Origin of the sequence: Streptomyces sp. 8N706 (genome assembly GCF_052245415.1) — a bacterium.
Taxonomy (GTDB): domain Bacteria; phylum Actinomycetota; class Actinomycetes; order Streptomycetales; family Streptomycetaceae; genus Streptomyces.
This window is the reverse complement of record NZ_JBQQBW010000008.1, coordinates 74,992-100,062: the sequence shown is the minus strand read 5'-3', so window position 1 is coordinate 100,062 and position 25,071 is coordinate 74,992. Positions and strand designations below refer to the sequence as shown.

The following is a 25,071-nucleotide window of genomic DNA, read 5'->3' as shown; positions in this document are numbered from 1 at the left end:
CGACCGGGAGCAATTCCAGACCGAGCACGTACTGGCCGACGGCCCGGCCAGGGACCGCCATTACCCGCCCGAACTGATCGTGATGACCGACCGGATGAACGCGCTCGCCCTGCGCGTACTGCGTGAGGTGCTCGGCGCGCTCGGCATCGACCAGCGGATCTGGAGCGAGGTCACCGGCGGCGCTGTCGACGGTCTGGGCACCCACTGGTTCGCGGCCAGCCACTATCGGTCCGAGCGCGACCGGCTTGGCTGCGCGCCCCACCAGGACACGGGGTTCGTGACGATCCTCTATATCGAGCAGGAAGGGCTGGAGGCCCTGGTGGGCGAGGAGTGGATGTCGGTGAATCCCGTTCCCGGACACTTCGTGGTGAACTTCGGCGGTGCCCTGGAAATGCTCACCCGGCCGCTGGCCCGCCCGGTCCGCGCGATTTTGCACCGCGTGCGCCAGTGCCTGCCCAACCCGGACACCGAGGACCGCTTCTCGTTCGCGGCGTTCGCAAATCCGCCCGCCACCGGCGATCTCCACCAGGTGTACGACGACGGCTCAGTGCGGGCGGTCCAGAGCGTCGAGGAGTTCCTCCGGGAGTTCAACGAGACGACCTGGAACGACCGCTATGCGGACTTCGGGATCGCCGGATCCGCGGAGCCGGACACCACGCGGCCGGCCGCCGGAGCGCGCCCATGAACACCGCAACCCGTGCGGCCCCTCCGCGTCGTCCCGGACCTGGGGAGAGGCTGCGCAGCTGGAGCAGAGAGCTGCTGGGACAGGTATGGCCGCCGCTCCCCTTGCGTTCCCCGTTCCGGGGTGTTCTGGCCCACCACCGTGGCACGGACCCGCTCACCGGGCACGGCAAGTCGTTTCACGCAGCGACCGTCACCCGGGGCGAGCAGGCATCGAGTTACTTCCGTGACTCGGGCATCACCGCCCGTGCCGAGGAGAACGGCGGTCTGTGCACTTTCCGGATGGGCCGACGGGTTGCCATATACCAGATCACCAACACGCCGCTGATGGACGACGACGCGCTGGCGCCGTCGACCGACACGAACCGCGAGCTCTTCGGCGATTTCATGGGGTCGTTGGCCAACGACGACCCCGCCCGCCCCAGCAAGCGGGCGGCCGTCGAACGGACCCTGGGCAACGGCAGATTCATCGACGGGCTCGATCCGGAGATACGACGGCACGCTGCGAGGTATCTGGAGCGGGTATCCGGACGCGAGCTGGCGCTCGATGAGTTCGCGCTGTGCTGGGTGGCACACGTGGATTCGCTGGTTCCCGGGGTGCTCGACCTCACCCAGCGACCGTTGGACGCCTATCTGGGGTCGCCGCAGTACGGCCGGGTGCTCCGGGGCTTCTTCGACATCGCGTCCGATGTGATCAGCAAGGTCAACCGGGACGCGATGAAGGAGTTCGATCTGATCGTCCCGTTCGTCCGCGATTTGCTGCTGGACAACGCGGACGCGCTGGCCGCCGCCTCCGGCTCCAACATGATCCGGCGGTACTTCGCCCTCTGGGAGATGCCGTTCACCCGTGCCGCCATTGAGGAGCTTGGGCCTGACCGGCTCAAGGAACTCGGCACCCTCATCGTTGCAACGTACGACACGACCGCGCTGAGCCTGCTCTGGACGCTGAGCTATCTGGAGACCTCTCCGCGGCACAAGGAGCTGATCACAGCCGAGGCGCACCGCGCCGCCCGCGGCGAACGCCGGGAGGCGGCCGAGGGCCCGTCCGTGATCGATCTGGCCGTGCTCGAGGCGCTGCGGCTGGGCGGCAGCAACCCGACCGCCCTGTGGCGACGGACCACCAGGCCGTTCGTACTGCGTCACCGCGGCCGGTCGGTCACTGTCCCGCCGGGCACCATGATGTGGCTGGACCGCCGTCGCGCGAACCGGGACTCCGCGGTGTTCCCCTCTCCCCGCGCCTTCGACCCCGACAACATGCGCGCCATCTACCGCTCGGACCGGGAATCTGTCTCCTCGCTGCTCTCCCGGAGCCGATACGAGATCAATTCGTTCAGCATGATCAACTCCGAGCGCAACCCACGCAAATGCCCCGGGCGACTGTTCTCCGTGCGGGTGCAGGCCCTGCTGCTCTCGGAGCTGTACGCACGATACGACGTGACCACGCACGGCATTGATCTGCGCCTGCGCCACCACTCATCCATGCCGCGTCCCACCCACCCGGGGACGCTCGTCATCTCACCTGCGTCCGCACCGCTCCACACCCCGTCCGAGGGAGATCGTTGAATGTCCCTGTCATCCGAATCCAGCACGCTCCGGGCTCCTGTCCCGCTGCCCCCGATGCCCGGTGAACGGGCAGCCGCACAGGAATACCCACCCGTCGAGCTGGAACGCTCCCGGGTGGACAGCGAGCGGTTGGTCTTCGAGCGCCCCGGCGGTTTCGAGCGGGCGCTCACGCAGGGCTTCTTCCTGGTGCGGGTCCCGGACGACGTCGATACCACGGCGGGCGACCGGTTCGCAGCCCACTTCTACGAGCCGTTCAAGGGCGACGGCCTGGACGCCTACCGCGGCTTCCAGGAGATCGAGGTGGAGGGCGACTACCAGGGCTACTTCGACCGTGAGCACGACCAGTGGGAGAACTTCTACATCCAGCGGTCGAACTGGGCCCTGCTGCCCGCCGACGTCGCCCGGCTCGGACACCGGATGACCGATCTGGGCATCACGATCCTCCGTGACGTGCTGGCCGGGCTCGGTCTGCCCGAGCGTGACTGGGCGGAGGTTACCGGCGGCCTCACCGAGCGGCGCGGCCACCAGATGCTGGCGTTCAACCACTTCAGGCCCGAGAAGGCCGTACGGGGTTCGAAGTTCCACCGTGACTCGGGATGGGTGACGATTCTGCGCTCGGTCGAGCCGGGGCTGCTGGCCTTGATCGAGGGCCAGCTCGGCTCGATCCATCCCGAGCCCGGCTACTTCGTCGTCAACTTCGGCAGCTCGATCGAGGTGCTCACCGAGCGTCTCCCCCGCCCCGTCCGGGCGAATGTGCACGGTGTCGTACGGACCGAGCGTGCGCCGGGACAGCCGGACCGCACTTCGTACGTGACATTCCTCGACTCCGATCTCGCCGGAACGATCTACCGGTACGAGGCCGGCGAGCCGCGTGCCGTGCAGTCGGTCGCGGACTTCGCAGTACAAGAGGTGAGCCGCACCTATGACGACAACGACAGCGGCCTGTAGCCCTGTGGCCATGGACAAGACGAAAGGTCTGGCATGACGATTTCCCTTGCGGACGAGACGGACCAGCGGGAGGTACTCGAACTCCCCTACTCCAGGGTCGACTCCGGCACGCTGGTGTTCGACACACCCGACGGCCTCGAGCAGGCACTATCCCTGGGCGCCTTCTTCGTGTCGATCCCTGAACATCTGGACGTCAGTCCCGGGCTGGAGCTCTGCCGCAACTTCTACAAGCCCGCCGAGAGCGGGACCGGCGACCGCTATCGGGGGCACAAGGAGGAGGAGCACGCCGACTCCAAGCTCGGCTACTCCGACCGGCCCGACCAGGTGGAGCAGCTGCAGCTGGAGAGTGCCCACTGGGACACCTATCTACCCGCCGAAGTGGTGTCGCTGCTACGTGAGATGGAGGAGATCACCCTCGCCACGCTCTACGGGGTGTTCGCGGCGGCCGGGATCCCTGAGTCGGATTGGGAGGCCATCACGGGCGGCGCCAGCGAGGGCACCGGCTGGTGCCACTCGACAGTCAACCATTACCGCACGAATCTCAGCGGCCGTGCCGGGATCGTTCACCACACGGACAGCGGTTTCATCACTGTGCTGTACGCCGACCAGTCGGGCCTGGAGGTCCTCACGGACGGCGAGTGGCGGCCGCTGGAGGTGAAGGAGGCCCACTTCATCGTGAACATGGGTGATGCAGTGGAGATCCTGACGCGGAACCTGCCGCGCCCTGTCACGGCTGTGGTCCACCGGGTGCCGGAGAGCGCGGCTGACCGGCCTGACGGCGACCGCTCATCGTTCACTGTATTCATGGGCCCGCGTTACGACATGGATCTCTACCAGTACAGCGCCGACGGGGTCCTCGGCACGTACCAAGGCTTCCGCGACTTCTCGGTGGAGAAGGCAAGGAAGCTCGGCTACGAGTTCCACCCACGTCTTTGACCGGGGTGCGCGGCTGGGACTGGCAGAAGGCGGAGCTGCGTGACGGAACGCTCGCCTTCGAGCGGCCGGACGGTCTCGAACGCGCTCTCAGAGACGGCTTCTTCTTCGTGGCGCAGCCGGCTGGGATGGACCTCTCCGCCGGAGACCGGTTCGCGGAAGGCTTCTATCTGCCGGAGCGGCCCGACGCTCCAGACCCGTACCGCGGTTACCAGCGTTGGGCCGGTGAACGGATCGGCGGCGAGCACCAGGGCTACTACCGGCGCGATGCGGACCAGACGGAACAGTTCTTCCTGGAGAGCTCCCACTGGGAACGGGTCGTCCCGCCCGCACTGGTTGAACAGGCTGTAGCTATGCGGAAGTTCGCAGTGGATATTCTGCGGTCGGTGCTCGCGCGGCTGGATCTGCCCCGTGAAACTTGGGACGAGGCGACAGGTGGCGCCCTGTCGTCACGAGGTACGTACACGCTGACGTTCAACCACTTCAGGCCGGAGATACGGGCGCGGGGGCTGAACATCCACAAGGACTCGGGCTGGGTGACGGTACTGCGGTCGCTCGAACCTGGTCTAGAGGTGGAGCGGGACGGGGCGTGGCATCCCATCGACCCGATCCCCGGTACGTTCATCGTCAACTTCGGCTGTGCCATGGAGATCCTCACGCGCTCGAGCCGGATGCCGGTGGCAGCGGTCGCCCACCGAGTGGTCGAGCAGTCCAAGGCCTGGCGCGGGGGCACCCGTCGGCCGGACCGGTTCTCCTACGCGCTCTTCGTCGACAGCAGTCTTGACGAGGGTGTGTCGCCGGGCCTGTTCCGCTACCAGCCCGAGGCAGGTCTCCTCCTGGAGAAGAGTTTCGGAGACTTCCTGGAGGAAATTCTGCGCAACACGTACCGGGAGGACAGCACAGGCCTGTACTGAGGCCTACGTCCCGCGCGCCCGGCTTTCCCGTCGGGCGCGCGGGCGTGCATGCGCGGCGGGGCGCCTTGACCAGCGTAAGCGGCGATGGATACGGTGATCGTATCCCCGGTCTCAGCTGGACTCCGGACCACCGCCGCACCACTCGGCCCGTGCTCCGTGATCAATTCCCAAGGTGACCGGCGTAGCCGCCATATCCCTTTTCATGCCTTCCGGCTTCTCTGAACCTTTCCCAGCCTTCCCGGCGCGGCAGCGCAAGTTTTCTGATGCTTGTGTTTCTGCACCTGTTCCGCTCTGTACACGACGATCCGTGAGGACGACCCACTATGCCCTCTACCCAGCCCTCCCAGTCCCTCCAGCTCGCCTCCCAGGGCGAATTCGATCGCTTCATCGTGGTGACCGGTGGCCCCGGTGCCGGGAAGACCACGCTCATCGAGCAACTCAAGGAGCGCGGTGTCGCGTCCGCGCCGGAAGCGGGCCGGAGCATCATCAAGGACCAGGTGACCATCGCCGGACGAGCTCTGCCCTGGGTCGATCCCGACCTGTTCGCCGAGTTGATGCTCGCCCAGGATATGCGCTCTCACCAGGCGGCCTCGGCCCGCAGCGAGCCCGTCATCTTCGACCGCGGAGTGGTCGATGTCGTCGGCTATCTCCGGCTCATCGGGCACCCGGTGCCCGCGCATGTCCATGCCGCGGCGAAGACTTTCCTGTACCACCGCAGGGTCTTCATCGCCCCGCCGTGGCCGGAGATCTACGAGCAGGACACCGAGCGCAAGCAGAGCTTCGAGGAAGCGGTGCGGACCTATGAGTCGCATGTCGTGACCTACACCGACTACGGATACGAGCTGGTACACCTCCCGCTCGCCGCGGTGGAGGAGCGGGTCCGATTCGTCCTGGACTTCCTGGGCCTGGGGTCCACGACAGACCGGTGACACCCCCGGGTCAGCGGCGGGTCCAACGCGGCGGCACGGTCGTGTGACTGTGTCGCGGACGTGTACGGGAACGCGGCTGACCGGTCGGAACGGGTGAGGCGGTTCCCTCGGACATGACGGACAGGGAATGGGCGGCCGTCTGATCGGCGAGTTCCATGACCGGCTGCGCGGCCGGGTGCGTGAGGTGGAGGGCAGGGATGCGGAGCCGACCGCCGTGATCGTCGATTCACAGCCCATGCGCGCCGCCGCGACGGTGCGGCAGTCTCACGCGGCTACGACGCGGGCAAGAAGGTCACGGGCCGCAAGCGGCATCTGGTGGTGAACACCCTCGGGCTCCTGCTGATCGTCGCGGTGACCGCGCCGAGCGTGCAGGACCGCGACGCGGCCCGGCCAGTGGTGCGCGCCGCCGGTGACGTGGGCGGGGGACGGTGGCACCTTGGCCACCGTGCGTTCAGGACGAAGGCGTGGGCGGGCACAGTACGGCGGCGAGCACCAGGGCGAGGTCGACGTAGGTCGCGCGCCAGGACAGGTGGTCGGTGAGCGCCTCGGTGACGGGCGCGAAGACGGTGGAGGCGAGGCCGCCGGCCAGGGTGACGATGGTGAGGGCGCGGATGTGGTCGTGAGCCCACCAGCGGGTCAGGTACAAGCTGGCCACGAATCCCCCTGAAGAAGCGGCGTTCTCCGAGACCCTGAGCCGCTGCTCGAACGCCCCAGTGGAGGTCGTCCTCGCGCGATAGCCAATCCAGCAGGTACCGCCTCTGCGGAATGGAGGCCCTAGCCTCGGCGTTTCGGTTGGGGTGATGAGAGGCCGCTGATCGTCTGCTGTCGGGTGGGGCGGGTGATTGTCGTTGCTTGGGCATGGCGGATCCCGGCACGGGGGTCGGGGTTCTCCTATGTCTTTCGGGTCGTGGGCGGTCAGGGGTTTGCTGGTCAGCCCGCGGGACGGGGCAGTGCAGCGAGGCGGTGGAAAGCCCTGGCTAGTTCATGTCTCCAGGGCCAGGTCGCCGATATCCGCAAGCGCAGGCGCCGACCGCCGCGGGTGAGGCGGGCGGCGACGTGCAGCAGCCGGTAGCGGAGCTTCTTCGGCTCGGCAGTGGCCAGTTCCTCGTCCAGCAGCAGGACACACGTCCAGGCCAGCAGGTCGATCGCCGCGAGGCTGAGTTCGAGCCAGACGGCATTGACACCGAAGTCGCGGGAGGGGAAGCGGCCGAAGCCGGTGGTCTCGCCGCACCGGATGCGGTCCTCGACGGTGGCATGCCCGCGGTGGCGGGCTTCGAGGAACTGGGCGGAACCACCACCGGAGTAGGGGGTGTCGGTGAGGAACACCTGATGGGGGTCTGTCAAACACGAGCGGCCCTGGCTCACATTCGGTGGTAGCGGAGGGTGACGTTATCCGAGGAGGATGCGGTGGCGTAGGAGGGGGAAACCTGCGCGACCGTACATCTGCCGCGCGATCAGCTTGGTCTTGGTGTTGACACCTTCGGTGCCGCCGTTGTGGTACAGCAGGGTGAACGCGGCGATCACAGCGTCGCGGTCTCGCTCCAAACCCCGGGTCAGCGACATGATGGCCATGTAGACGCACTTCAGCGCGGCCTGCTCGTTCGGGAAGTGACCGCGGGCCTTGACCGCGCCGTGTCGGAGAGATCCCGCACGGTGGAGTTGCCACGCCGGTGGTTCTGGCAGCCGCGCTGCCAGAACCGGCGTCTCGTTGCGGGATCAGCTCACGCCGTGGGCTCCGGCTCCTGCCAGCGCGTCACCGCAGGACGGCGGATGACGATCTCTCGGGTCCACAAGCCACGCAAAACGATGAGGCCCCAGCGCGAAGTTGCGGCCTCGTCACCTCATGCACGGTTTGCAGCACGAGGAGGTCGCGCCGGCACCGGTCTCACTCGACGCGGCGGAAGCGCCGGGCCTCCAGCAGATAGCCCGCGGCGAGCAGCGGGTAGAGGACGGCGAGCTGCCCGGTGATCTGGTCGACGGTGACCCCCGCGACGACGGGATGCCGGTCGGCGAACTCCTCGTCGACGAGAGCGGTGCCCGGGAAGAACAGGGCCGACGCCTACGTCGCGGCGGCTACAGTGGCCCAGTTGAGGGCCGTGTGGTTGTACGGCTTACGCCCCCAGAGCAGCCATAGGATGACCGCACTCAAGTGAACGCCGAGCGACATGGTCTGGGCGTTGTGGAACTTGGCATGCGGGGTCCAGCGGGGGTTGTGGATGTGCGTCTCGTTCCAGTCCGCGAGAAGGGCGCCGGCACCGGCGGCGACGGACACCGCGGCCAGGCACATCTTCACGAAGGGGAATCGGCCGAGGCGGGAGAGAGAGCACCCTTCGATGAGCCCATTGACGCGGTCCTTTCCGTTTGCTGGCTGAAGCTTCCGGACAACGCGGGGGCCGATACGGACGGCCCCCATGGGTGCGTCAGCCATCGAACGGGATCACGCCGCTGAGGTACTCACGCAAGTGGCCGGACAGGTGTCGGCGTAGCGGTCGTTGTGCGTGGCGTCGAAAGGAGGCGTCGCGATCATCGCGTAGTTGTACCACTCGGCGATCACCGCCCAGGGATGGTCCGCGGAGTCGACGGCGGCCCGGAGGTCGTCCAGGGTGCCCCGCTGTTGGCGCTCCAGCGGGGTGCCGGTGATGCGCTCGATTTCATTCATGAGGCCGAAGAAGGACGTCCGGCTTCCTGTGATGGCGTACGTGCCCGGGGGAGCTCAGCCGGGCGGGGCCATGGCCCTGTCCGGTGCCTGTGCCGCCCAGTCGATGATTTGCACCGCCGCCCCGGCAGCCTCCAGACCCTGACACTGCGCGTGGTGCCTGCTGGCGATGCCGTCGAGGTCGAGGTGGGAGCCGAATGCTGGGTGGGCGGCCAATCGCCGTGCATAAGCCCACAGGTGCGGATAGTCGGCGATGCGGTGCACGGCAGCGGCGTCCAGGTGCCAGCGGTGCACGGTGTCGAGCCGTACCAGGGCCACCCACAACTGCACGTCGGCGGCGCTGAGTTCACCGCCGACGATGTAGTGCTGGGAGGTAAGCCGTCGCTCCAGCGCGTCCAGTGCGTGCAGCAGGGAGCCGAGGGCGGCGGCGCGCGCCGCGTCGTCGGCGCCGGGCTGCCCGGCGCGCTGTGCGGCTTCGTTGATGCCCAGCTCGCAGAGGCGCCCGATGGCCTCCATCTCCGCATTCGCGCCGTGCGGGTACAGCGCGGGGCGGCTGGGGCCATCACCGCCGAACCACAAGGCCAGGTCACACAGGATGTCGGGGGTGTGCGTGCTGACGATCCGCCCCGTCCAGTCATCACTGAGCACCGGTGCCGTGGCTGCTCCGGAATAGCGGTGCGCGCTGGCTTCGTACAGCGGGCGCAGCGCCGAGTGACCGCCGTCGGGGTCGTCGGGCACAGCGGGCAGCAGCGACACCGGCAGGATGTCGTCGAGGCCGAGCAGGTTGTGGGTGACGGCGATCCGCAGACAGCGCGGACAGGACAGCGAGAGGTGGAGGTGGTACCGGCGCGGCACGGCGTAGTGGCCACTGCGCGCGTCACCGCCGACCCTGCCCCGGAACGACGGCGGGGACGGGAAGGACGGCAGAGCTGTCAGGGGTGTGGCGGACATATGTCTCCCGGGTCCGGTTCTGGATCTCAGACATGGGGCGGGCGGGTAACGGGCACGCGGCAGCGTCGGCGCGTAGCCACGCACAGGTGGCGGTGTCTGCGGGATGCCGAGGGCTCAGCGCAGAGGGGTTGCCGCGCTGCAGACACGCAGCAGATCGATGTGGCGGCGGGAGGTCAGAAAGGGAGACAGCGGACGCGTGCGGACCGCACCGTCGTTGGCCGACTCCGGGCGCCCCATGATTTCCCACCTGTTCGCTAGGGATCTACTCTGGAGTGTCGAGCGGCCGTCAGGCCTCGTCAAGAGGGCCTTCCGCCTTCCCGCCGGTTGTCTCACATGGCGGGAAGGGGATACGACCCGTCTCTCGCCTCGATCTTCGACGCCGTCAGATCCTCAAGAGCGGTGCCAACTTCAACCACCGCAACCTCTACGACCCGGCGAGCCCATGGCCGGATGGGTCAGGGGCAGCACTCGGCTAGGAGTTGGGAACTTGTGCACGGACGGGCTGCTGGAACGGCCGAGGCCACACCTCCGCCTCGGCCAGCTCGGGACGGAAGCGCGGCGAGGCGGTCACCGTGTCCTCGCGCCAGATCCGGCGAAACAGCTCATAACTCTCGGCGTTGCGGTCCCATTGGTCATCGGGTGTGACCTGGAACAGCTCGCGCTGGGCGGTGCCGTTGCCCTTGCCGATGATCAGGTCGAGCCGGCCCCCGGACAGGTGATCCAGTGTTGCGTAGTCCTCGTAGGCGCGAACAGGGTCGAGCAGGCTCAGCGTGGTCACCGCGGTGAAGAGCCGGATCCGGGAGGTGAGGGCGGCGATGTGGCTGAGCACGACCGGCGGCGAGGAGGAGATGAACGGTCGCTCGTGCCGTTCGCCGACACCGAAGCCGTCGAAACCGAGCTCCTCGGCCAGCAGCGCGTTGTCGATCACCTCGCGGAAACGCTCGTTGGTCGTCTTCTGCCCGCCGTTCACCGGGTCGGGTGCATGGATGATGAGGGTGACGGCCAGAAACTTCACGACGCCATCCGCCGGTTCAACGGTTGCGCGCTGGGAGTGGGCTCGTCCAGTCCGAGGTGGTTGCGCAGCATGGTGCCGGTGTAGTCGTGCCGGAACACGCCGCGCTCCTGGAGCAGCGGGCCACGGTGTCGGCGAAGGCGTCGAGGCCGCCGGGGGTGATGTGCGGGACGAGGATGAAACCGTCGGCTGCGTCCGCCTGGACGAAGTCGTTGATGGTCTCGGCAACCGTGGCCGGGGAGCCGATGAACGACTGACGGCCGGTGACTGCGATGACCAGCCGCGGATCGACAGGTTCTCCGCCCTGGCGCGCTCGCGCCACTGCTGGGCGACGGCGAGCGGGTCCCGGAACATCCGCACGCTGGCCCGGCCCCGGGCGATGGTGTTCTCTCCGGGAACCGGGTCGATCTCGGGCAGCGGGCCGTCGGGGTCGTAGCCGGACAGGTCGCGGTTCCAGACGTGCTCCAGGTACTTGATCGCGGTCTGTCCGCTGACCTGCTGCCGTCGCACCTCGTGCGCCAGCTCCCGGGCTCTGTTGGGCCAGAGGGCTGACCAGAGGCTGACCCTGGGGTGGCCGGGGCGTGATCGAGGGTCGTCACGAAGTCGAGCAGGCCGCGTTCGGCCTCGGTGACGAGGTCGGACCAGTACCTGGCGGTGAACAGCTCCCCAGGGCGGGCCCCCGCCTCGCGCCACGCGGCCGGGTGCCAGCCCGCGCCGTCGAGCGCGACGGCGAGGTGAAGCGAAGAAGGACGCGAAGAGGATGAGGACACGACAGGGAGCCTTCCTGATCGACCGTACGTGATCGCCGCCGCGCCTGCGTCATCAGCAGAGGCTGCAGGCGGCGGACGGCGGCGGACGGCGGGCCGTTGAGAGTCCCTGATGCGTGGCACCGCCTGCCGTCGGCCACGCCATGCACCGTGCACGTGGGAGTCGGGGCGCGGAAGCCGTGTGGCCTCCGCGCCCCGAGGCGGCTAGTTGTTGGGCTTGGGCAGGCCGGGCGGGTTGATCTGCGACTTCTTCACACCCTCGTCGAACAGGCCCCAGCGCTTGAGGACTTTGGCGTACGTGCCGTTGTCGATGATCTCGTTGAGCGCGTCGGCGATCGGCTTGTTCAGGCCGCTGTCCTTCTTGGTGGTGGCCGCGATGAGGCCTTGGAGGGAGGCTCCCGCACCGGAGTAGGTGCCGACGATCTCGGTCTTTCCGGCGGAGGCCACATGGTAGGCGGCGGTCGGGTTGGGGCCGAGGAACAGGTCGAGTCGGCCTGAGTCGAGCGCGAGGTAGGTGTCGCTCTGGTCCTTGTAGTACTTGATGTCCACCGGCTCGAGGCCCGCCTTCTCGGCCTGCTCGCTCCACTCCACCAGGATCTTCTCCTGGTTCGTGCCGGTGTCCACGGCGACCTTCTTGCCCGCCACATCCTTGTAGCCGCGGACCTTCAGCCCGCTGCCCTGCTTCGCCTCGAAGGCCAGGTTGTCCTTGCGGTAGCTGGCGAAGTCGTACTTCTCCTTGCGCTCCTCGGTGTCGGTGATGTTGCTGAAGCCGACGTCGTACTTGCCGCTGTCCAGGCCGACGAAGATGTTCTCCCAGGAGACCGCGGTGTAATCCGGCTTCAGCCCCAAGACGTTGGAGACCAGATAGGCGAGGTCGATCTCCACACCGATGCGCGTCTTGTTGTCGGTGGCGTAGAAGCCCAGCGGCGGCTCGCTTTCGGCCGAGCCGACGATCTTCAGGGTGCCTCTCTCGCGGATCTCCTTCGGTACCTCGGCGGCTATGGAGTCGACCTTGTCCGTGATGATGCGCTTCTGGTCCGGGCTGTTGTTGATCTTCGTGGTGCCCTTGCCGGGAGCGGCGACGTCGGTCGTACCGCCGTCGGTGGGGTTGGCGCAGCCTGCAAGGACGAGTGCTACGGCGACTCCGACTGAGAGCGCGGCGGTACGGCGGGCGAGGCCGGTGGACATGGTCGTTCTCCTTGCGTGTGGAACGGGGTGAGGGTCGGTCAGAGGACCTTGGAGAGGAAGGCGCGGGTGCGCTCGTGCTGGGGGTCGTCCAGGACGGCCGCGGGCGGCCCCTGCTCCACGACGACACCGCCGTCCATGAACACCGCGGTGTCGGCGACCTCGCGGGCGAAGCCGATCTCGTGCGTCACGACGATCATGGTGGTGCCGGTGCGGGCCAGGTCCTTGATCACGTCCAGGACTTCGCCGACCAGCTCGGGGTCGAGCGCCGAGGTGGGCTCGTCGAACAGCAGCACCTTGGGTTCGAGTGCGAGCGCGCGGGCGATCGCCACGCGCTGCTGCTGGCCGCCGGAGAGCTGCCGTGGATAGACGTCAGCCTTGTCGGTGAGACCGACCCGCTCCAGCAGCCGTTCGGCCGCCTCCACGGCGTCCCTGCGCGGTCGGCGCAGCGCGGAGACCGGGGCCTCGATGAGGTTGTCCAGCACGGTGAGGTGCGGGAAGAGGTTGAAGTTCTGGAAGACGAACCCGATATGGGTGCGCTGCTTCAGGACCTGCTTCTCGTTCAGCTCGTGCAGCTTGCCGCCGGAGCGGCGGTAGCCGATCAGCTCGCCGTCGATGCTGATCCAGCCGCGGTTGACCTTCTCCAGGTGGTTGATGGTGCGCAGCAGCGTCGACTTCCCCGAGCCGGACGGGCCGAGGATCACGGTGACCTCGCCCGCGCGGACCCGGAGATCCACGCCGCGCAGCACCTCCAGCGGCCCGAAGCTCTTGTGGACGCCGCGGACGTCGAGCATGACCTCGCTCATGGGTTCCCTCCAGGTTTTCCGAGCTGTGCCAGGGCAGGGCGACCGGTCGGCACGGGCTGGTTGCGCTGTGCGGCAACAGGGCTCTGGCGCGCGGCGCCTCCGTTGAGGGCGGTGGTGGGCGACGGGCGGGAGCGCAGGTTCCGTACGAAGTGCCGCGCGCGTTGGAGGGGGGTGGGCGGCGGGGTACGGTTCGCACCGCGGGCGAAGCGGCGCTCCACGTAGTACTGGGCGACGGAGAGTACCGAGGTCAGGAACACGTACCAGGCGGTGGCGACCATCAGAAGTGGGATGACCCGCCCGTTGCGGCCGTAGACGACCTGCACCTGGTAGAAGAGTTCGCCGATCGCCATGACGTAGACCACCGAGGTGCCCTTGAGCAGGCCGATGATCTCGTTGCCTGCCGTGGGCAGGATGGCGCGCATGGCCTGGGGCAGGACGATCCGCCGGATCTGCCGCAGCCGGGGGATGCCCAGCGCGGCCGCCGCCTCCAGCTGACCGGCGTCGACCGCGATGACCCCGCCGCGCACGATCTCGGCGGCGTAGGCGGCCTGATGGAGCGACAGCCCGATCAGAGCCGCCCCGATCGTCCCGATCAGGCTGTTGCTGTCCACCGACCAGAAGACCGGGCCGAAGGGGATGCCGACGCCCAATTCCTTGTACAGGGCGCCCAGGTTGAACCAGAACACCAGCTGGACGATCACCGGGATGGACCGGAAGATCCAGATGTAGGTCCAGGACACGGTCTGCAGGACCGCGCTGCACGACAGCCGCATGAACGCCAGCACCGTGCCGAGGAGAAACCCCAGCACCGTGGCGTACGCGGTGAGCTGGAGCGTCACCCCCACCGCCTCGACGATGGTCTCGGACAGCACATACGCCCGGAAGACCTCCCACTCCCAGACCGGGTTGGTGGCCAGGCCGTGTACGAACTGTGCGGTCAGGACAAGTACGGCGACGGCGGCCGCCCAGCGGAGGTAGTGGCGGGCGGGTACGACCTTGAGCGAGGCCAGGTCGTCCCGGGCGGGCGGGGCTTCGGGGCCGCCGCCGCGTTTGGCCGCGTCGGGCGGCGCAGATTCGGTGGTGAGTCCCATCGTGGTGTTCCTGCTTACGTGTGCTCGGGTTACTTGTGCTCGGGCGGGTTGATCCGCGATTCACTGATCGCGGAGGCGGTAGTGCCCCACTTCTTGAGAATCCGGTCGTAGGTGCCGTCCTTGATCAGCTCATTGACGGCGGCCTGGAAGGCCGGGGTGAGCGGGGAGCCCTTCTTGAAGGCGAAGCCGACGTCCAGGCGGTGGAACTCACCCAGGAAGGTGGACTGGGAAGCGGGCTGGGCGGTCTGGTAGCGCAGGCCGTTGATGGTGGACATCTCCACGTCGATCCGGCCCTGCTGGAGCGCGGTGAGGATGGCCCCGTTCTCCGAGAAGACCTTCACGTCGTACGGCTTCTTGCCGGCCTTGGCGCACACCCGCTTCTGCGCGGTGAGGGCCGCCTCGAAGGTGGTGCCGGCCCCGGTGCCGACCGTCATCCCGCACAGCTGGGTAAGCCTGGTCACCTTCGTCCCCAGCGCGGTGTTGCCCTTCTTCACCGCGAAGCCCTGACCGTCGTTGATGTACGTGACGAAGTCGATCGTCTTCAGCCGCTCGGTGGTGACGCCGAAATTGCCAGTCCCCACGTCGTACTTGCTGCTGCCGAGGGCGGGCAGGATCGTCTCGAACGACGCGTCCTGACGCTTGAGTCTGAGGCCGAGGACCTTGGCCACCGCATCCGCGATGTCGATGTCCTGACCCTGGGGCTCCTTCTGTGCCCCATCCGGGTAATACGCACCGGGCGGAAATCCGATCGCGCTCCCGACCCGCAGGGCGCCCGCCTTGCGTACGTCGGCGGGCAGCAGGGCAGCGACCGAGGCCACCTTCCGTACGGCGGCCACCGGGTCGGCGGTCGGCGCGGGAGAGGCCTTTACGCCGCCCGGAGTGGTCCCGTCGGCGGTACCGGAACCGCCGCAGGCGGTCAGCGCCGGCAGGAGCAGCAGCGCGACGGCGGCGGTGGCGAGGTGCAGGCCGGTTCTGAATCCGAGGAGGTTCACGGGCTGGAGACCTTTCCGTTGCGCGCCTCGGTGGTGAGGTGCTTCTCGAAGGGCAGCGGGCCGATGGCTTCCGGATCGGCCTCGGTGTCGAACAGCGGTGTGTAGCCGGTGGCCAGGTACAGGCCGCGCGCCTCGGGCTGGCGCGGACCCGTGGTCAGGTAGAGCCGTCGGTAGCCGCGGGCTTCCGCTTCCCGCTCCAGCTCCTCGACAACCCGGCGGGCCAGGCCGCGCCGGCGGTGGGCGGAGTGCGTCCAGATCCGCTTCAGCTCGGCCGTGGTCTCGTCGTACCGGCGGAAGGCACCGCCCGCGATCGGCTCGCCGTGCTCCAGCAGCAGGAGCAGCACTCCCCCGTGCGGAGCGGTGAACTCCTCGTCGGGGTAGCGGGCGAGCTCGGCGTGGGCGTCCTTGCCATAGCGCGTCGAGTATTCGTGGCCCAGTTCGTACAGAAGCGGCCGCACACGAGGGTCGGCGACAGGTACCTGAATGACCGTCAGCTGGAGTGGCAACGGGGTGACGGAGGTCATCCGTGCACCGCCGCGAGCGTCTGAGGGCCGCTGCCCGCAGCACGCTCGGCGTCGCGCTTGGCGACCTCCTCGCGCACGATCGGGATCACATACCGCCCGAAGTCGATGGCATCGCCGAGCAGGTCGTAGCCGCGGGCGGAGAGGATCTCCACACCGAGGTCGTAGTAGTCGAGCAGCGCTTGAGCGACCGTTTCCGGGGTCCCGACCAGGGCGTTGGAGTTGCCCGCGCCTCCGGTGACGGCAGCGGTCGGAGTCCACAGCGCGCGGTCGTAGCGCTCCCCGGCCTCGGCGATGGCGATCAGCCGCTGGGAGCCGGTGTTCTCCGGGGCGGCGCCTCGGCGGTGCCGTACGAGGCCCGCTTCGCGCCGTTCGCGGATGGCGCCGACCGTGCGGTGGGCCTTCTCCCAGGCGAGTTGCTCGGTCGGGGCGATGATCGGACGGAAGGCCACCTGGATACGGGGAACCTCCGTGCGGCCCGCGGCCGCCGCGGCGGCCTTCACGGCTTCGATCTGCTCGGCGGTCTTCTCCAGGGGCTCGCCCCACAGGCAGTAGATGTCAGCCTCGGCGCCCCCGGCCGCGTACGCCGCCGGGGACGATCCCCCGAAGGAGACCCGTGGCCTCGGTTGCTGGACGGGGAAGACGTCGCTCACGAAGTCGTGGAAGCGGTAGTGCTCGCCCTTGTGGTCGAAGGGCTCGTGGGTGGTCCAGATCCTCTTGACGATCTGGATGTACTCGCGGGTGCGTGCGTAGCGCTCGTCCTTGGTGAGGGTGTCCCCCTCGCGCTGCTGCTCGTGGTCGTTGCCGCCCGTGATGAAGTGCACGGTCAGCCGGCCCTCGCTGATCTGGTCGAGCGTGGCCAAGGTCTTGGCGGCGAACGTGGGGTACGAGACGTTGGGCCGGTGAGCGAGCAGGATCTGCAGGGTGTCCAGCTTGCTCGCGATGTAGGCGGCGGCCGGCGCGGGATCCGGCGATCCGGATCCGTACGCGAACAGCACCCGGTCCCAGCCGTGCTCCTCGTGTGCCCGGGCGAGCCGGAGGGTGTACTGCTTGTCGAAGGCGGCGCCGGAGCGAGGGGTCGTTTCCGACCCGTCGTTGGTGGCGGCGATGCCAAGGAACTCCACGGGCATGGGAGATGGCCTTTCCTCAGAACCTCAAGGGGTGGACCGCCCGCGGGCAAGGCGGAGCGGCCCTTGGCACGGCCAGGCATGACGGCCGTTCAAAGGGGTGAGAAGAAGCAGGGGTGATGACGCCGGGGCATGGGCCCCTGGGCGGGGTGATGGGCTGCGGCAGCGCGCGTCCTCGTTCGCAGGACCGTCCGTACGCCGGTTCAGCGGGCGGACAGGGCGGTGATACGAAGGGGGAACTCGGCCCGCGACGGGGTCACCGAGGGAGGGAAGGGCCGGTCAGACAGCCCGCTGCCGAGTCAGGCGCAACACGCGGCGGACCACACCCGACCGAAGTCGATGTGGTCACGGGTGACCAGACGCCGCTCAGCATTCATGCAACCCATTGAGCATTACACAACGCCTCACGTCAACCAGCGCCCGGATACCGGACCTCCGCTGCCCGGTTCCCGTGCCTGCTGAATGCCGGTTGACAGATCCGCGCCGTGGGCACATACGATCGATGGAGGATCGGCTCCGCTGCGTGCGGACGCCCCTCCGGCCGCGTTGAGGGACGCGGCGCTGCTCGTGATGACGCCGAGGCCCGGCCGCGCCGTACGCGCAGTGTCCGCGTACGCGTGCCACCGGGTGGTCACCGACGCCTGCGACTCCCTCCCCCGGAGAGCCTTTCCATGGTCTCGCCTTCCGACGTCAACTCATCCGACGTCGTATCCGTTTCCGTCCCATCCCCCGGACGTTCCAAGGCCGGTGGCCCCGATGCCGACGACGACCTGCCGCTGATCGTGCCGCGCCGGCACATCGGGCGGTGGTTGACTGCTGTCGCCGCGCTGCTCGTCTTCGCCATGGTGGTCAACTCCGTCCTCCGCAACCGGGCGTTCCAGTGGGACGTCGTGGCCCGGTATGTCACCACGGGCGCCGTGCTCGACGGGCTGCTGCTGACCTTGTGGCTGACCGGTGCCGTGATGGTGCTCGGCTTTCTGCTGGGCACCCCGCTGGCGGTGATGCGGCTGTCGGGCAACGCGGCATTACGGTCGCTGAGTTGGGGTTATGTGTGGATCTTCCGCTCGACCCCGCTGCTGGTGCAGCTGCTGTTCTGGTTCAACATCGGCGCCCTCTACCCGACGCTCGGCTTCGGCATCCCCTTCGGGCCGCAGTTCGTCACCGTCAAGACAGTGAACCTGCTCGGCCCCACCCTGACCGCCGTCATCGGCCTGACCCTGCACGAGGCCGCCTACGCCGCCGAGGTGGTGCGCGGCGGCATCCTGTCGGTGGACACCGGCCAGACCGAGGCCGCCCAGGCGCTCGGCCTCGGCCGACGGCGTACGCTGCGCCGGATCGTCATCCCGCAGGCCATGCGCTCCATCGTGCCGACCGCCGGGAACATGCTGATCGGAACCCTGAAGGGCACCAGCATCGTCAGCGTGCTGGCCGTGCACGACCTGCTGTATTCGGTGCAGCTGGTCTACAACCAGACGTACCAGGTCATCCCGCTGCTCATGGTCGCGACCCTCTGGTACATCGCGGTCACCACCGTGCTCAGCGCAGGGCAGTTCTATGTTGAGCGGTACTACGCGCGCGGCGCCGCCCGCACACTGCCACCCACCCCGGTGCAACGGCTCCGGGTCCGCCTGTTCGCTCTGCGCGCCCGGCTGCACGCGGCAACCGCGGCCGACGCCCGCCCCGCGATCGGCGGAGACCGGTGAGGACCGTCCCCGACGCCGTCCTGGTCATCGTCGGCGCGGGTCCGCGTGCCACAGGCGCGCTGGAGCGCATCGCCGCCAACGCCCCCGAACTCTGGGACGAGGAGCGGAAGTTGCGCATTCATCTGGTGGACCCGCATGCGCCCGGCCCGAGAAGGATCTGGCGGCACGATCAGTCCCCGCTGCTGCGGATGAACTCCATGGCAGAGGACGTCACGATATTCACCGACGAGGCGTCCACCATTGAGGGCCCGGTACGGCCAGGCCCCTCGCTGGCCGAGTGGGCCGCCCAGTTCTCCGGCCACGGCCCGCGCTTCGCACCGTACGCCGAGCCCACCGACCCGGACGTCTTCGCCGAGTTGCGCGACCTGGACCCCGCCGACTTCCCCACCCGGCGCGCCCAGAGCGCCTACCTGGACTGGGTGTTCCGGAGGGCCTGGCCGAACTGCCCTCGTCCGTCACCGTCGAATGGCATCCAGCCACCGCAACGGCCGTCACCGGTCCAGCCGGCGGGGCCCAACGGGTGTACCTGGCAGGCGGCGCTCACCTCACCGCCGACGCCGTCGTCCTCGCCCAGGGGCATCTGGGCTCGGCGCCTGGGGCAGAGCACCACGGACTGGCCGACTTCGCCCGCCGCCACCACCGGTTCCACCTACCGCCGGAGTTCTCCTCCGACGCCGATCTGTCGGGCCTGCGACCAGGTGAGCACGTCATCGTGCGCGGCTTCGGGCTCGCCTTCATCGATCTGATGGTGCTGCTGACCGAAGGGCGCGGCGGCACGTATCACCGGGAGGCCGACGGCAGTCTCACCTACCGCCCGTCCGGCCACGAACCCGTCCTCCATGTCGGGTCACGGCGCGGCGTGCCGTACCACTCCAAGACCGGTTACCGGCTCCAGGGTCCCCGCCCGCCGCTGCCACGCCACTTCGGGCCCGAAGCCGTCGACGCCCTGCTCGCCGACGGCCGCCCGCTCGATCTGCGCCGCGACGTATGGCCGTTGATGGCCAAGGAGATCGGCTTTGGCCACTACCACGAGCTGTTCCACGCCCACCCCGAACGCACCGCCCTCCCCTGGCCGGACTTCCTCCCCGCCTACGACCGCCTCGACTGGTATTCCGACGACATGGACGCCCTTGTCGCCGCCGCGGTGCCCGACCCTGCCGACCGGCTGGACTACGAAGCCCTCGACCGCCCGCTGGCGGACCTGGCCTTCCCGGATGCCGACGCCTTGCAGGAGCATCTGCGCACCCACATCGACCGGGACGTCACCCGCCGCCAGGACTCCGCCCACAGCGCAGACCTCGGCGCCTTCCTCGCCCTGCTGTCCGTCTACGGCCAGTTGCCCCGCCTCGTCGCCTCCGGCTGTCTCACCGCCCGCTCGCTCGCCGAGGGCCTCGACGGCTGGTGGCACGGCTTCTTCAGCTTCCTGGCGTCGGGCCCGCCCGGGTTCCGGCTGCGCGAGCTGCTCGCCCTGTCCCGGGCGGGCATCGTCCGCCTCCTCGGCTCTTCCATGCGGCCCATCTGGGCGCGTACACCTTCCTCGGAGCGTTACTCGTACAGCGCTTCGGCCTGTCGGTGTCGGCGCTCGGCCTGGTCGGCATCCTCGTCGGGGCAGCAGATCCGCCGGGACGCCCTGCGCCTGACCGCGGGACCGGGCAGTTCCCGCTGGCAGGAGGCCGTCCAGCTGGACCGGGACCGCGAACGCGGCCGATACGGACCCGGGCCGGACGCGGGTCAGGTCTCCGCGTACATCCGCCACTCGATCGCCGCGGCCTTCGTCGGATCACCGACCGACGTCGCCCACCGGATCGGCCTGCTGCGCGCGGCGGGGGTGGACATCGTCCAGCTCGATACTCCGGTGGAGACGGACGAGGACCGGGATCTGCGCCGTGAACTGGTGACCCGCCTGCGCTCCGGCTACCTGCCGTCCCCGGCCCGCTCCGGCACTCACCACCGGCGCGGCTGGTAGCAGTCGTCTCATCTGGCACCGCCGACCGAGCGGTTGTACGCGGCGGCCCGGCGCTCGAAGAGCTCATGCAGGTCGCGGGCGGCCGCGCGGGGCGTACCGGCTTCGCCGCCCTGGCTGCCCTCGCCGTGGAGCCGCCACACCGCTTTCCCTGTCGACCGCGGCGAGTTGGGTTCAAGGCGCTCCGGCAATAACAGCCGTTTTGTTGCTTCTCTATTTCTCAATGCAACGTGCGAACGAAAGTCGCGCGACGGCCCCCAGCCGAAGCTCCCAGCCAGTCGCTGTCGATACTCCCTCTCTGATTCCATCAGTTGACGTGCGCTTACGGAGATTTCCGCTCGACGGCGGAAAGGCCTCGATTCACCCTCATGGGACCGGCCTCGACCCCAATGGGGAGGCCATCCGTGAGCCCCAACCCGACTGTGAAGGAAAGCATATGGGCACGCTCGGATCCCGCCCTGTCCTGACGGCCCTCGGTGCCACCGTGCTGCTGGCCGTCTCCGCCGCGGTCCCGTCCGCCACGGCGGCACCCGTCGCGTCCGCCCACGAACGTGGCGCTGTAGTACTCGCCTGGTACGACATCACGGCCGACACGGTCGCGGAGTCCGGGGCGCCGACCCAGGTGACCAACAGCCGTACGTGGGCGATCAGCTGGCTGGCGGCGGCGCGGGCCACGCGGAAGGTCCCCGCGGACGTCGGCAACCGTAGTGACTACCAGGACGCGGCGCTGGCCGCCGCGGTGCACCACTCATTGGTCACCGTGGCGCCCGACCGCGCCGAACAGCTGGATGCCGCGCTGGCCCGCACCCTGGATGCGATTCCGGACGGCCCGGCCGAGGACCGGGGTGTGGCCGCCGGCGAGCGCCAGGCGCGGCTCGTACTGGAATCGAGGGAGGGCGACGGTCTCGACCCGGCATCGGTGAATGCACCCTTCCCGGTGCCGCAACCGGCCCCTGGCGTCTGGCAGCCGACGCCTCCCGCGAACGCCCCGGCCACGCAGTACGGCAATCGCCTCGCCAAGCCATTCCTGCTCCAGCGCGCCGACCAGTTCCGCCTTGGCCCGCCGCCCGCACTGGACTCCGAGCGCTACCGGTCGGAGCTGGCCGAGGTGCGTGCGTACGGCCCGCTGGACAGTACGGAGCGCACCGAGCAGCAGACCGAGACGGCCGACTTCTGGTCCGGTTCCTCGCTGACCCTCTACACGGAACCGCTGCGGGTCGCGCTGGCCCGGTCACCGAAGTCCACCCCCGAGCGGGCCAGGCTCGTGGCGCTGTTCCACGTGGCGCTGGTCGACACGCAGATCGCCACCTCCGACAGCAAGTACGCCCACCAGCGTTGGCGTCCGGTCACCGCGATCCGCACGGGCAACATCGACCCGGACCCCGAGTGGACACCGCTGCACACCACTCCGGCCCACCCGGACTACCCGAGTGGCCACAACACGTACGCAGGGGCGGCGGAACGCGTGCTGGGCGCCCTTGTCGGGCCACGGACCGCGCCGTTCGAGCTGACCAGCCCCACTGCGCCGGGCGTTACCCGCACGTACACGAGCTGGCACCAACTGACGGCCGAGAACACCGACGCGCGGATCTTCTCAGGCATCCACACCCGGTCCGCCGACGAGGCCGGAGTCACACTCGGCAGGAAGGTGGCCGGGCACGTCCTGCGCAACTCCCAGCGGCTGTTCCAGCCTGCGCACTGAGACAATTTGTCTCGGGTCACGGAATGCGTTGTGCTGAACCGCGGCTTCGTCGGGCCCACCCGTCGCAGGTCTCGCGGCGCGCGAGCGCGCGGTGGCCGTGCTGGGCCGGCGCAGGTCCCCCCGGATGCTGCTGTTCAATACCCCATCATGGCAGCTTCACGAAACCGCCCGGGCCTCCCGGCTCTGCCGCTGGCCACGGTACGCGGCGGCGCGTCGCACGAAGAGCTCGTGCAGGTCACGCGCGGCGCGCGGGGTGGAGCCCGTGCGGCTGCGCTGGAGGACCAGGAGGACGGCGGTGGTATCGCCGGCCAGCGGGCGGTGGGTGATCACGCCGCGCCGCTCCAGCGGATCGCCGACGACGCTGAAGTCGGGAAGCACCGTAACGCCCATTCCCTCGGCGACCATCAACTTGCCCATTTCGGCGCCGTCTGTGGAGTACGAGAAGGAGGGGGTGCGTCCGTCGAGGAGACGGTGCAGGAAGCGGTGCATGACGTAGCCGGAACGCATCACGATCTGCGGCTCGCCAAGCAGATCGTCGACGTCGACCTCGTCGAGGGCGGCGAGCGGGCTGTCGGCGCGGAGGCAGACGACCGGGCGCCCGCGCAGCAGCTCGGTGGTGTGGACGTCGGGGTTCGGGTCGTCGCCTTCCAGGTGGTTGACGAGGCCCAGGTCGAAGCTGCCCTCCAGCAGCCCGCGGTGGATGGCGTCCTGCTGGGCGCCGACGATCTCGACCTGGGTGTGCGGATGGCTGGTGCGGAACTCACGGACGGTAGGCACCAGCAGAGGAACCGTGGCGGTGTTGACCGTGCCGAGGCGGACCATCCGGCTCGTGAGGTGCTGGTCATCGGCGGCACGGCGCAGCCGGTCGACGGCGTCCAGCACGCCGAGGATGTGCGGCAGCAGCTCACGGCCCTCGTCGCTGATACGGGCGCCGGAGCGGCGCCGGTCGAGGAGGTCCACCCCGAGCTCGCGCTCGAGGTTCCGCACGGTCTCGCTGAGCGCAGGCTGGGAGACGTGGAGCGATTCGGCGGCACGGCGAAGAGATCCGAGGCGGGTGACGGCGGCTATGTATTCCAGCTGTTCAATTCGCACGGAAACCTCTCTCCCGGTGCGAGGGAAACCCTATCAGCGCTTCGCGAATACCGACTCCCTGACTGCGCGAATTCGGCCATAGACTGGGGTGCATGTTGCAGCGGAACGAGACACTCACGCGGCGCCGCCACGTAGATCTGGCGCGCATCTGCAGTGCCGTGTGTTGCCGCCGCTGACCTGTGACGACGGCGCACCTGCTCGGGCGCTTCAGGCCCCCGACCGCGCGCCGCAGCGCCTTTTTGTGAACGGCGCATTGCAGGTTCGTGCAATCTCCGCAGAATTCCGTTTCCGGCCCGCCGGGCCCGGGTAACTCTGCGCGCTCCCGTTTCCGCGCCGCCTGGTTGCGCGCGGCCCCACCATCAATTCTTCGCGCTCTCCTAGGAGTTCACTGTGTCCGATCCCGTACGTTTCGCCTACTGGGTTCCCAACGTCAGCGGCGGCCTGGTCACGAGCAAGATCGAGCAACGCACCGACTGGGGCTACGACTACAACCGCGAGCTGGCCCGGCTCGCCGAGAACAACGGCTTCGACTACGCGCTGAGCCAGGTCCGCTACATGGCCAGCTACGGCGCCGAGTACCAGCACGAGTCGACGAGCTTCAGCCTGGCGCTGCTGCTGGCGACGGAGCGGCTGAAGGTGATCGCCGCCGTGCACCCCGGGCTGTGGCACCCCGGTGTGCTGGCCAAGCTGGGTGCCACTGCGGACCAGCTGTCCGGCGGCCGGTTCGCCGTGAATGTGGTGTCGGGCTGGTTCAAGGGTGAGTTCACGGCGCTGGGCGAGCCGTGGCTGGAGCACGACGAGCGGTACCGCCGCTCGGAGGAGTTCATCCGCGCGCTGCGCGCCATCTGGACGGAGGACCACGCCGAGCTGGCCGGTGACTTCTACCGGATCCGCAACTTCTCCCTCAAGCCGAAGCCCCTGGGCTCCCCGGCCCGCCCGCACCCGGAGATCTTCCAGGGCGGCAACTCCACGGCCGCCCGCGCGATGGCCGGGCGGGTCTCGGACTGGTACTTCTCCAACGGCAAGGACTTCGCCGGGGTCGAGGAGCAGCTGCGGGACGTCCGCGCCGCCGCCGAGGCCGCCGGGCGCACCACGCCGCCCCGCTTCGGCCTCAACGGCTTCCTCATCGCCCGCGACACCGAGGCCGAGGCCCGCGAGACCCTCCGCGAGATCGTCGCCAAGGCCGACACCGAGGCCGTGCACGGCTTCCGCGACGCCGTGCGGCAGGCGGGGAAGTCCACCGCCGACAGCAAGGGCATGTGGCAGGACTCCTCCTTCGAGGACCTGGTCCAGTACAACGACGGCTTCCGCACCGGCCTCATCGGCACGCCGGAACAGATCGCCGAGCGCATCGTCGCGTACAAGCAGCTGGGCGTCGACCTGCTCCTGCTCGGCTTCCTCCACTACCAGGAGGAGGTCGAGTACTTCGGCCGCCGCGTGCTGCCGCTCGTACGGGAGCTGGAAGACCGGCTGCCCGAGGAGCAGCCGCGCCCCCTCGCCCCCGCCCGTGCCTGACACCCCGTCCTCCCCTTCCC

21 protein-coding genes and 7 pseudogenes are annotated in these 25,071 nt (G+C 68.9%); 11 read left to right on the top strand and 17 right to left on the bottom strand.

Translation table 11 applies throughout. The features are described from left to right. Window positions 1-82: 82 nt before the first annotated feature. The 7 genes and pseudogenes from ACTWQE_RS05690 to ACTWQE_RS05660 all read left to right on the top strand — a co-directional run. Window positions 83-685 (top strand): 2OG-Fe(II) oxygenase family protein, encoded by a 603-nt coding sequence (locus ACTWQE_RS05690; RefSeq protein WP_443327694.1) that lies wholly within the window; start codon window positions 83-85, stop codon window positions 683-685. After that, complete coding sequence (locus ACTWQE_RS05685) at window positions 682-2,244, top strand: cytochrome P450 (RefSeq protein ID WP_443327693.1); 1,563 nt, start codon at window positions 682-684, stop codon at window positions 2,242-2,244. The genes ACTWQE_RS05690 and ACTWQE_RS05685 overlap by 4 nt, the downstream gene beginning before the upstream one ends. Continuing rightward, the gene (locus tag ACTWQE_RS05680; protein ID WP_443327692.1) at window positions 2,245-3,192 is read left to right on the top strand and encodes a 2OG-Fe(II) oxygenase family protein; all 948 of its coding nucleotides are present in this window, start codon (window positions 2,245-2,247) and stop codon (window positions 3,190-3,192) included. Between the two features lie 33 nt (window positions 3,193-3,225). After that, a complete protein-coding gene (locus tag ACTWQE_RS05675; RefSeq protein WP_443327691.1) occupies window positions 3,226-4,128 on the top strand; it encodes a 2OG-Fe(II) oxygenase family protein in 903 nt (300 codons plus the stop codon). 5 nt (window positions 4,129-4,133) lie between these two features. Next, on the top strand, window positions 4,134-5,039 hold the full coding sequence (locus tag ACTWQE_RS05670) for a 2OG-Fe(II) oxygenase family protein (RefSeq protein ID WP_443327711.1): 906 nt from the start codon (window positions 4,134-4,136) through the stop codon (window positions 5,037-5,039). A gap of 323 nt (window positions 5,040-5,362) precedes the next feature. Next, on the top strand, window positions 5,363-5,968 hold the full coding sequence (locus ACTWQE_RS05665) for an AAA family ATPase (protein WP_443327690.1): 606 nt from the start codon (window positions 5,363-5,365) through the stop codon (window positions 5,966-5,968). A gap of 154 nt (window positions 5,969-6,122) precedes the next feature. Beyond that, window positions 6,123-6,508 (top strand): annotated as a pseudogene (locus ACTWQE_RS05660) (transposase); the annotation flags it as partial. Here ACTWQE_RS05660 and ACTWQE_RS05655 read toward each other — a convergent pair. The 15 genes and pseudogenes from ACTWQE_RS05655 to ACTWQE_RS05585 all read right to left on the bottom strand — a co-directional run bounded on the left by ACTWQE_RS05655 (window position 6,420) and on the right by ACTWQE_RS05585 (window position 17,079). After that, window positions 6,420-6,623 (bottom strand): hypothetical protein, encoded by a 204-nt coding sequence (locus ACTWQE_RS05655; protein WP_443327713.1) that lies wholly within the window; start codon window positions 6,621-6,623, stop codon window positions 6,420-6,422. The pseudogene ACTWQE_RS05660 and the gene ACTWQE_RS05655 sit on opposite strands and share 89 nt — an antisense overlap. Before the next feature lie 275 nt (window positions 6,624-6,898). Further along, a pseudogene (locus ACTWQE_RS05650) lies at window positions 6,899-7,300 on the bottom strand (transposase); the annotation flags it as partial. A gap of 57 nt (window positions 7,301-7,357) precedes the next feature. Then, a pseudogene (locus ACTWQE_RS05645) lies at window positions 7,358-7,597 on the bottom strand (transposase); the annotation flags it as partial. Window positions 7,598-8,027: 430 nt separating this feature from the next. Beyond that, window positions 8,028-8,396 carry a DUF6640 family protein gene (locus ACTWQE_RS05640; protein ID WP_443327689.1) on the bottom strand — a complete coding sequence of 123 codons (369 nt, stop codon included), beginning with the start codon at window positions 8,394-8,396 and terminating at the stop codon, window positions 8,028-8,030. Window positions 8,397-8,405: 9 nt separating this feature from the next. Beyond that, window positions 8,406-8,627 carry a hypothetical protein gene (locus tag ACTWQE_RS05635; protein WP_443327688.1) on the bottom strand — a complete coding sequence of 74 codons (222 nt, stop codon included), beginning with the start codon at window positions 8,625-8,627 and terminating at the stop codon, window positions 8,406-8,408. A 54-nt stretch (window positions 8,628-8,681) separates the two neighbouring features. Then, entirely contained in the window at window positions 8,682-9,575 is an 894-nt protein-coding gene (locus ACTWQE_RS05630) for a glutathione S-transferase C-terminal domain-containing protein (RefSeq protein ID WP_443327687.1), read from the bottom strand. A 493-nt stretch (window positions 9,576-10,068) separates the two neighbouring features. Then, a pseudogene (locus tag ACTWQE_RS05625) lies at window positions 10,069-10,590 on the bottom strand (LLM class flavin-dependent oxidoreductase); the annotation flags it as partial. Next, window positions 10,587-11,118: pseudogene (locus ACTWQE_RS05620) on the bottom strand (F420-dependent methylene-tetrahydromethanopterin reductase); the annotation flags it as partial. The pseudogenes ACTWQE_RS05625 and ACTWQE_RS05620, both read right to left, overlap by 4 nt. 53 nt (window positions 11,119-11,171) lie before the next feature. Next, window positions 11,172-11,357 (bottom strand): annotated as a pseudogene (locus tag ACTWQE_RS05615) (LLM class flavin-dependent oxidoreductase); the annotation flags it as partial. Between the two features lie 201 nt (window positions 11,358-11,558). Beyond that, window positions 11,559-12,542, bottom strand: a complete 984-nt coding sequence (locus ACTWQE_RS05610; RefSeq protein WP_443327686.1) for an ABC transporter substrate-binding protein — start codon at window positions 12,540-12,542, stop codon at window positions 11,559-11,561. Between the two features lie 38 nt (window positions 12,543-12,580). Beyond that, a complete protein-coding gene (locus tag ACTWQE_RS05605) occupies window positions 12,581-13,345 on the bottom strand; it encodes an amino acid ABC transporter ATP-binding protein (protein WP_443327685.1) in 765 nt (254 codons plus the stop codon). Beyond that, entirely contained in the window at window positions 13,342-14,436 is a 1,095-nt protein-coding gene (locus tag ACTWQE_RS05600; protein WP_443327684.1) for an amino acid ABC transporter permease, read from the bottom strand. The genes ACTWQE_RS05605 and ACTWQE_RS05600 overlap by 4 nt, the downstream gene beginning before the upstream one ends. Before the next feature lie 29 nt (window positions 14,437-14,465). Next, complete coding sequence (locus ACTWQE_RS05595; RefSeq protein WP_443327683.1) at window positions 14,466-15,428, bottom strand: ABC transporter substrate-binding protein; 963 nt, start codon at window positions 15,426-15,428, stop codon at window positions 14,466-14,468. Next, window positions 15,425-15,952: a GNAT family N-acetyltransferase gene (locus ACTWQE_RS05590; protein WP_443327682.1), complete on the bottom strand. Its 528-nt coding sequence runs from the start codon at window positions 15,950-15,952 to the stop codon at window positions 15,425-15,427. Before ACTWQE_RS05590 ends, ACTWQE_RS05595 begins: the two co-directional genes overlap by 4 nt. Next, a complete protein-coding gene (locus tag ACTWQE_RS05585) occupies window positions 15,949-17,079 on the bottom strand; it encodes an LLM class flavin-dependent oxidoreductase (protein WP_443327681.1) in 1,131 nt (376 codons plus the stop codon). Before ACTWQE_RS05585 ends, ACTWQE_RS05590 begins: the two co-directional genes overlap by 4 nt. 668 nt (window positions 17,080-17,747) lie before the next feature. Here ACTWQE_RS05585 and ACTWQE_RS05580 point away from each other — a divergent pair. Together ACTWQE_RS05580 and ACTWQE_RS05575 are read left to right on the top strand one after the other, a co-directional pair. Further along, window positions 17,748-18,779: an amino acid ABC transporter permease gene (locus ACTWQE_RS05580; RefSeq protein WP_443327680.1), complete on the top strand. Its 1,032-nt coding sequence runs from the start codon at window positions 17,748-17,750 to the stop codon at window positions 18,777-18,779. Beyond that, window positions 18,776-20,289: pseudogene (locus ACTWQE_RS05575) on the top strand (FAD/NAD(P)-binding protein); the annotation flags it as partial. The gene ACTWQE_RS05580 and the pseudogene ACTWQE_RS05575, both read left to right, overlap by 4 nt. A gap of 464 nt (window positions 20,290-20,753) precedes the next feature. Here ACTWQE_RS05575 and ACTWQE_RS05570 read toward each other — a convergent pair. Continuing rightward, a complete protein-coding gene (locus ACTWQE_RS05570; protein ID WP_443327679.1) occupies window positions 20,754-20,885 on the bottom strand; it encodes a hypothetical protein in 132 nt (43 codons plus the stop codon). A gap of 293 nt (window positions 20,886-21,178) precedes the next feature. Here ACTWQE_RS05570 and ACTWQE_RS05565 point away from each other — a divergent pair, with 293 nt between their 5' ends. Then, window positions 21,179-22,444 carry a phosphatase PAP2 family protein gene (locus ACTWQE_RS05565; protein ID WP_443327678.1) on the top strand — a complete coding sequence of 422 codons (1,266 nt, stop codon included), beginning with the start codon at window positions 21,179-21,181 and terminating at the stop codon, window positions 22,442-22,444. 156 nt (window positions 22,445-22,600) lie between these two features. On the opposite strand, the gene ACTWQE_RS05560 is transcribed toward ACTWQE_RS05565, so the two are convergent. After that, the gene (locus tag ACTWQE_RS05560) at window positions 22,601-23,536 is read right to left on the bottom strand and encodes a LysR family transcriptional regulator (protein WP_443327677.1); all 936 of its coding nucleotides are present in this window, start codon (window positions 23,534-23,536) and stop codon (window positions 22,601-22,603) included. A gap of 390 nt (window positions 23,537-23,926) precedes the next feature. On the opposite strand from ACTWQE_RS05560, the gene sfnG reads away from it, so the two are divergent. Beyond that, window positions 23,927-25,051 (top strand): dimethylsulfone monooxygenase SfnG, encoded by a 1,125-nt coding sequence (gene sfnG, locus ACTWQE_RS05555; RefSeq protein WP_443327676.1) that lies wholly within the window; start codon window positions 23,927-23,929, stop codon window positions 25,049-25,051. Window positions 25,052-25,071 lie beyond the last annotated feature (20 nt).

Coding starts and splice junctions, on each gene's coding strand:
- ACTWQE_RS05690 (WP_443327694.1), top strand. CDS start 83: ATGACCGACCGGATGAACGCGCTCGCCCTGCGCGTACTGCGTGAGGTG.
- ACTWQE_RS05685 (WP_443327693.1), top strand. CDS start 682: ATGAACACCGCAACCCGTGCGGCCCCTCCGCGTCGTCCCGGACCTGGG.
- ACTWQE_RS05680 (WP_443327692.1), top strand. CDS start 2,245: ATGTCCCTGTCATCCGAATCCAGCACGCTCCGGGCTCCTGTCCCGCTG.
- ACTWQE_RS05675 (WP_443327691.1), top strand. CDS start 3,226: ATGACGATTTCCCTTGCGGACGAGACGGACCAGCGGGAGGTACTCGAA.
- ACTWQE_RS05665 (WP_443327690.1), top strand. CDS start 5,363: ATGCCCTCTACCCAGCCCTCCCAGTCCCTCCAGCTCGCCTCCCAGGGC.
- ACTWQE_RS05640 (WP_443327689.1), bottom strand. CDS start 8,396: ATGGCTGACGCACCCATGGGGGCCGTCCGTATCGGCCCCCGCGTTGTC.
- ACTWQE_RS05635 (WP_443327688.1), bottom strand. CDS start 8,627: ATGAATGAAATCGAGCGCATCACCGGCACCCCGCTGGAGCGCCAACAG.
- ACTWQE_RS05630 (WP_443327687.1), bottom strand. CDS start 9,575: ATGTCCGCCACACCCCTGACAGCTCTGCCGTCCTTCCCGTCCCCGCCG.
- ACTWQE_RS05610 (WP_443327686.1), bottom strand. CDS start 12,542: ATGTCCACCGGCCTCGCCCGCCGTACCGCCGCGCTCTCAGTCGGAGTC.
- ACTWQE_RS05605 (WP_443327685.1), bottom strand. CDS start 13,345: ATGAGCGAGGTCATGCTCGACGTCCGCGGCGTCCACAAGAGCTTCGGG.
- ACTWQE_RS05600 (WP_443327684.1), bottom strand. CDS start 14,436: ATGGGACTCACCACCGAATCTGCGCCGCCCGACGCGGCCAAACGCGGC.
- ACTWQE_RS05590 (WP_443327682.1), bottom strand. CDS start 15,952: ATGACCTCCGTCACCCCGTTGCCACTCCAGCTGACGGTCATTCAGGTA.
- ACTWQE_RS05585 (WP_443327681.1), bottom strand. CDS start 17,079: ATGCCCGTGGAGTTCCTTGGCATCGCCGCCACCAACGACGGGTCGGAA.
- ACTWQE_RS05580 (WP_443327680.1), top strand. CDS start 17,748: ATGGTCTCGCCTTCCGACGTCAACTCATCCGACGTCGTATCCGTTTCC.
- ACTWQE_RS05565 (WP_443327678.1), top strand. CDS start 21,179: ATGGGCACGCTCGGATCCCGCCCTGTCCTGACGGCCCTCGGTGCCACC.